Genomic DNA, 1,589 nt, shown 5'->3' with positions numbered 1-1,589 from the left:
CCCGAATTTCGAAAGTAACCTGATATCAATCTAATGAAAAAAGTGCCCAGTCTTTGGTAGAATGGTGTTTGTCCAGAACATCATCACCCAAAGAAAGGAGCACCTTTAAGGTGAAGTCTACCATAACTATCTCTAAAATGAAAACTGAATTTACACTGAAAAAAGCAACCTCTTTTGCAGGAATCAAAGTCGTTCTTGATTTTTTTGAAAAGATCCAACTTGCCGCTGCCTTTCAACAATTGAACGTGGGGAAAAAGGATAATTCCATTTTTCCTATGCACAAAATTCTGCTGTACTTGGTCATCGGATGGACGGTCGGCTGTGTTCGTCTCTTTCACTTTCGCTCCCTTCAACAAGATGCCCTCATTCAACATGTTTTAGGAGGGCGTTGTCCACACCATTCGTTGTTATACAAGGAACTCGGTCGGTTGGCTACTTCTACCCCAACGATCAAGATGGATTTAAAAAGGCTCAATTATTCTCTTATAGATCCTTATTTGCCAGCCTCATTGATTCTTGATTTTGATTCCACGGTAGAAACGGTATATGGAAATCAAGAAAAAGCCACCGTGGGAGTCAATTCTCATAAACGAGGTCGGAAAAGTTATCACCCCATCCTAGTCTATGAAGGCAAAACACGTTTCCTATTAAATGCGGAACTTCGCTCGGGTAATACCCATTCCTCCACGGGGGTCATCGACTTTGCTAATGAAACGCTTGATTTTCTATCCTCCAACCGAAACGTCCAATATGTTCGTTTTGACAAGGGCTTCGGTGGGGAAGACTTCTATTCCTTTTGGGAGAACAAAAAAATCGGCTATGTTGGCAAGCTTAAATGGACCGACCGGCTAAAAAATGAGGTAGCGAAATGCCGCTACTGGAAACGTTTTGTCGATGAAGATGTGATCATTGAAGGCATAACCATGGTTTACAAAGCAACCTCGTGGAAAAAATCGAGGTACGTCATAGTCATTCGAAAAGCTCCACGGTACAATGAAGATCAATTTCAGTTTTACGATTTCTTTTGGGAATATGAAGCCATCGTGACCAATTTACCATGGGAGCCTATCGATATATGGCGTTTCTACAACCAAAGGGCCTGTATGGAAAACTATATTAAAGAAGCGAAACATGGATTTTCAATCGACGCGATTTCGACCTCTTCTTTTAAAGCAAATGAAGTTGATTTACTCTTGAAACTCATTGCCTACAACTTGTATGAGCGTTTTAAAAAGAACTGTTGCGATCCCATCCATCAAGGTTATACCATCGCACGATTTCGACGAGAATTTTTTCATATAGCTGGAGTCATCGTGAACCACAGCCGTCAGGTGATATTGAAATTAAATCAAGCCTTCACCAACCAGTACCATTGGGAACGAATGGCTCAACGTGTTACCCTACTCGAATAAAAAATTCCATAAAAATCCATGGAAATGTTCCTTGCCCGCTTCTGTGGGGAGGGGGAAAGTATACCTTTTTTCAAGCTTTAAGTTCAAAAAACCGTTAATCGACTTACATTTTTTCCAGTATTTTCTTTTGTTGTTTCATGATTGTTGTTGATGTTACAGACTTTCGAAATTCGGGTT

At 40.5% G+C, this 1,589-nt stretch carries 1 protein-coding gene; it reads left to right on the top strand.

Features of this window, described 5'->3' with window-relative positions:
• The first annotated feature begins 110 nt into the window (after positions 1-110).
• Entirely contained in the window at positions 111-1,412 is a 1,302-nt protein-coding gene (locus tag ABLT31_RS38585) for an IS1380 family transposase (protein ID WP_367761008.1), read from the top strand.
• Positions 1,413-1,589 lie beyond the last annotated feature (177 nt).

The organism is Ammoniphilus soli (genome assembly GCF_040813775.1).
The sequence above is the reverse complement of the archived record's forward strand: the minus strand, read 5'-3'. Positions and strand labels throughout refer to the sequence as shown.